The 4,033-nt window shown below is 73.5% G+C and carries 5 protein-coding genes; 1 reads left to right on the top strand and 4 read right to left on the bottom strand.

Annotation, left to right across the window (positions count from 1 at the left end; genetic code table 11):
• Positions 1-453 (top strand): cation:dicarboxylate symporter family transporter (locus VIB11_RS17350; protein ID WP_332057318.1); only part of this gene is annotated, 453 nt, incomplete at its 5' end.
• A 121-nt stretch (positions 454-574) separates the two neighbouring features.
• On the opposite strand, the gene VIB11_RS17345 is transcribed toward VIB11_RS17350, so the two are convergent.
• The 4 genes from VIB11_RS17345 to VIB11_RS17330 all read right to left on the bottom strand — a co-directional run.
• On the bottom strand, positions 575-1,801 hold the full coding sequence (locus VIB11_RS17345; RefSeq protein WP_332057317.1) for an NAD(P)/FAD-dependent oxidoreductase: 1,227 nt from the start codon (positions 1,799-1,801) through the stop codon (positions 575-577).
• 79 nt (positions 1,802-1,880) lie between these two features.
• A complete protein-coding gene (locus VIB11_RS17340; protein WP_332057316.1) occupies positions 1,881-2,768 on the bottom strand; it encodes a polysaccharide deacetylase in 888 nt (295 codons plus the stop codon).
• Entirely contained in the window at positions 2,765-3,739 is a 975-nt protein-coding gene (gene speB, locus VIB11_RS17335) for an agmatinase (RefSeq protein WP_332057315.1), read from the bottom strand. The genes VIB11_RS17340 and speB overlap by 4 nt, the downstream gene beginning before the upstream one ends.
• A gap of 44 nt (positions 3,740-3,783) precedes the next feature.
• On the bottom strand, positions 3,784-4,033 hold a 250-nt coding region (locus VIB11_RS17330; RefSeq protein WP_332057314.1), incomplete at its 5' end, for an SDR family oxidoreductase.

Below are 4,033 nucleotides of genomic sequence, written 5' to 3'. Positions count from 1 at the left end.
GACGGGACGGCGATCTACCTGACGATGGCGTCGCTGTTCATCGCCGAGGCCATGGACAAGCCGTTCTCCATCGGCCAGCAGATCTCGCTGCTGGTGTTCATGATCATCGCCTCCAAGGGCGCGGCCGGCGTGACCGGTGCGGGTCTCGCCACACTGGCCGGCGGCCTGCAGTCGCACCGTCCCGACCTCGTGGACGGCGTCGGCTTCATCGTCGGCATCGACCGGCTGATGAGCGAGGCCCGTGCCCTGACCAACTTCGCCGGCAACGCCGTCGCGACGGTGCTCATCGGCACCTGGACCAGCGAGATCGACCGCAGCCAGTGCGCCGCCGTGCTGGCCGGGCAGCGGCCGTTCGACGAGGCCACCATGATCGACGACGACCACGCGCCGGCCCCGGTTGCGGCCCAGCCAGCGGCTCGCGAGGTCGAGACCGTGGGGGCCGCCGGCCGCTGACGACCCGCCCGCCCCGGCCCGCGCCGAGGCTTCACCCCAGAACGTTGCGCCTCCCCCGAGAAGGTTTCTCGGGTGAGGCGCACGTTTATCGGGTGACCCGAGAAAGTTCAGGCGGGGGTGGTCAGCGCAGCGACGAGAGCACGGCCCGGGCAGCGCGGCGCCCGGACGCCAGGGCCCCCTGGATCGAGGCGGTGTCGCGGTGGTCACCGGCGACGAACAGGCCGTCACCCAGGGCCACCGGTCGGCGCGCCCGCAGCGGCGCCGACTGCTCCGGCAGGGCGCGCTCGACGTCGTGGCGCGCCACCACCTCCCACCGCGACGTCGCGACGCCCCACAGCCGGTCGAGGTGGCTTCGCACGGCCGCCTCGTCGGCCGCGCTCGGCAGCAGCGTCGTCGCCTGGACCAGCGCCCGCCCCGCGGGCGCGTAGGTCGGCGCGACGGTGCTCATCACGGCGGAGTTGACCACCGGTCCCCCGGCGGCGTCGACGACCAGCAGCCGCTGCGGGTCCGGGGGCTCGTCGGCCGCGAACCACCAGGTCCGCAGGCCGCGCATCCGCTCCGCACCGACCCCCGCCAGCGTCAGCGCGTCCACCGCGTCGGTCGCCACCACCACGGCGCGCCCGCTCAACGGCCCCTCGGAGGTCTCGACGCGGCCCCCGCTGCCGAGCGCCGCCGCCCACACGCCGCAGCGCACGGGCCGGCGCAGCGCGGAGGCGATCTGCTCGGGCAGGGCCTGCATGCCCTGGGCCGGCACGCCGGGCGTGCCGAGCAGGAACGAGCGCAACAGCAGCCGGACGAAGGCGGCCGAGGTGCGTCCGGTGTCGTCGGCGAGGACACCGGCCAGGAACCGCTCGAGCACCTCCCGGCGGAGCCGCCCGGTGACGCCCGCAGCGTCCAACGAGGTCGCCAGGGTGGTGTCCGGGGCCCCCCTCAGCCGCGACACCGGACGGAGTGCGGGGGCGGCCCACTTCGCCAGCTGCGACAGCTCCCCGGCGTCGAGGTATCCGCTGCGCAGGGTCGCGCCGATGAGCTTCGGGGCGCGGCGCGGGTCCGCCAGCACCGCCAGCTCGCCGTCCCGCCTGCGCACCGCCACCCCCGCGTCGAAGGTGCACAGGCGCAGGGCTCCCACGTCGATGAGGCGCTCCACGGCCGGGTAGGCCGGGTTGAGCAGCTGGAAACCGCGGTCGCACCGGAAGCCGTCGATCGTCTCGGTGCGGACCCGACCGCCCACGGCGTCCGACCGCTCGAGCACGGTCACCACCAGGCCGGCGTGCTCGAGGGTGCGCGCGCAGGCGAGCCCAGCCAGCCCCGCCCCCACGACCAGCACGTCGGCGTCGTGGTCCCTCACCCTGCACTCCTCGCGGCCATGCACCCACGGTGGCACGCGGGCCGGCGGGGCGCACGGCCGTCGGCCCGCAACAGATCCCTCAGGGCTCCACGTCTGGACGGGTGATGGAGCGCGGGGTGAGGCCGAGGGAGCGCACGTGTCGGGCGATCTCCACCAGAGAAGCCGTCCAGACATCAACGCACGAGGTGACGTGGGCCATGAGCTCGTCGAGCTGCCGTGCCCGAGAGGGCCGCCCGGTGAGGAACGGGTGGTTGGTCAGGACCCAGCAGCCCCCCACCTCCCGCAGCGCCTCGAACTCGTCCTGCCACAGCTCACGCGCCTTGCGCGGGGTCTCGATGAGCCCGCTGCCCGAGATGTCGGGCAGGAAGCAGAACTGCTCCCAGTCGTCGAGGGCCCACTGGATCGGGATCTCGACGAGCGATGCCTGGCGGGAGTGGCCGGTGGCCGGTCCCACGGCCAGCTCATAGGGGACGTCGGCGTCCATGAGGCTCGAGTCGTAGAGGAAGCCGCGCTCGGCGAGCAGGGCCGGACTGCGCCAGGACAGGTCCCACATGGGTGCCCGGTACCCCACCGGGCGCACGCCGGCGACCTCCTCCAGCGCCTGGAGCCCGCGGTCGAGGTTGGCCGCCTCCTCCTCGGCGCTGACCCCGGTCGGCTGCTCGTGGAGGTACCCGTGGTGGGCCACCTCGTGCCCGGCGGCCACGATGTCCTTGACGACTCCGGGATGGCGGTGGGCGGTGTAGCCGGGGACGAAGAACGTCGAGCGGATGCGGTGCCGGTCGAGCAGGCCGAGCAGCCGCGGGACGCCCACCAGTGGCCCGTAGGCCTGGTGGCTCATGACGCTCATCCGGTCGGCGTTGCCCGGGCTGCCCCACAGCACCGCCGACTCGGCATCGACGTCGAAGGTGAAGGCCGCGGCGGCGGCTCTCCCCCCGGGCCAGGACACCGGCACCGCGGGAACGGTCACCGCTTCGCCTGCTCGGACATGATCGTGACCAGCTCGTAGGCGATGTTGGCCGCCGCCACCGCGGTCACCTCCGCGTGGTCGTAGACCGGAGACACCTCGACGATGTCGGCGCCGACGAGCCTCAGCTCGCGCATCCCGCGCAGTACGCCGAGCAGCTCGCGGCTCGTCATGCCGCCGGCCTCCGGGGTCCCCGTCGCGGGCGCGAACGCCGGGTCGAGGACGTCGATGTCGATGGAGACGTAGACCGGGTGCTCACCGACCCGCTCGACGACGCGCTCCACGATGCCGTCGACACCGATCCGGTCGATGTCGCGGCAGTGCACGATGGTGAAGCCCAGCTCCTCGTCGTCGAGCAGGTCCTGCCGGTCGTAGAGCGAGCCCCGGATGCCGACGTGGGCCGAGCTGCCCTTCACGACGAGCCCCTGCTCGGACGCGCGGCGGAACGGTGTGCCGTGCGTGTACGGCGCGTCGAAGTAGGTGTTCCAGGTGTCGAGGTGCGCGTCGAAGTGCACGAGGGCCAGCGGCCCGTGGACGCTGTGCATGGCCTGCAGCGCCGGGAGGGCCATGGTGTGGTCGCCACCCAGGCTGAGGACCTGACGCCCGGCAGGGGTGATGAGGGCGGCGAGGCCCTCGCGCGTCTCGTCGATGGCCCGGGCGATGTCGAACGGGTTGGCGGCCACGTCACCGGCGTCGACGACCTGGGCGTGACGGAACGGCTGCGCGTCGAGGGCGGGGTTGTACGGCCGCAACAGGCGCGATGCCTGGCGGATCGCGGACGGGCCGAACCTGGCCCCGGGTCGGTAGGTGACCCCGGAGTCCCAGGGGACGCCCACGACCGCCACGTCGTAGTCGTCCACGTCCTGCAGCCGGGGCAGGCGGGCGAAGGTCGTCAGACCGGCGTACCGCGGCACCTTGAGGCCGTCGACCTGCCCCACGACGCCGTCGTCGTACCTCGCGTACTCCTCTGGCATCTTTCGTCCTCTCGCCGTTGGCCGGGGGTCTGCTGGTGGCGCCGTCACGCCCGGGTGCGGGTGGCGCCGCCGTTGGCCTGGACCACCTGGCCGACCATGGCCGACATCCGGAAGTCGGCCAGGAGCGCCACCACGGCGGCCATCTCGTCGGTGGTGCCGATGCGTCCGAGCGGGATGCTCGCGGCATACCGTCGGTGCATCTCCTCGAGGGTGGTGTCCGCGTCGCGGGCGTCGACCTCGAGCTGGGGGGTGTCTGTGACGCCGGGCGCGATGGCGTTGACGATGATCCCCTCG

Source organism: Pedococcus sp. (genome assembly GCF_036554925.1).
Taxonomy (GTDB): Bacteria; Actinomycetota; Actinomycetes; order Actinomycetales; family Dermatophilaceae; genus Pedococcus_A.
This window is presented reverse-complemented; position numbering and strand designations above follow the sequence as displayed.

Excerpts from the sequence above, each read along its gene's own strand:
- speB (WP_332057315.1), bottom strand. The coding sequence starts at position 3,739 with ATGCCAGAGGAGTACGCGAGGTACGACGACGGCGTCGTGGGGCAGGTC.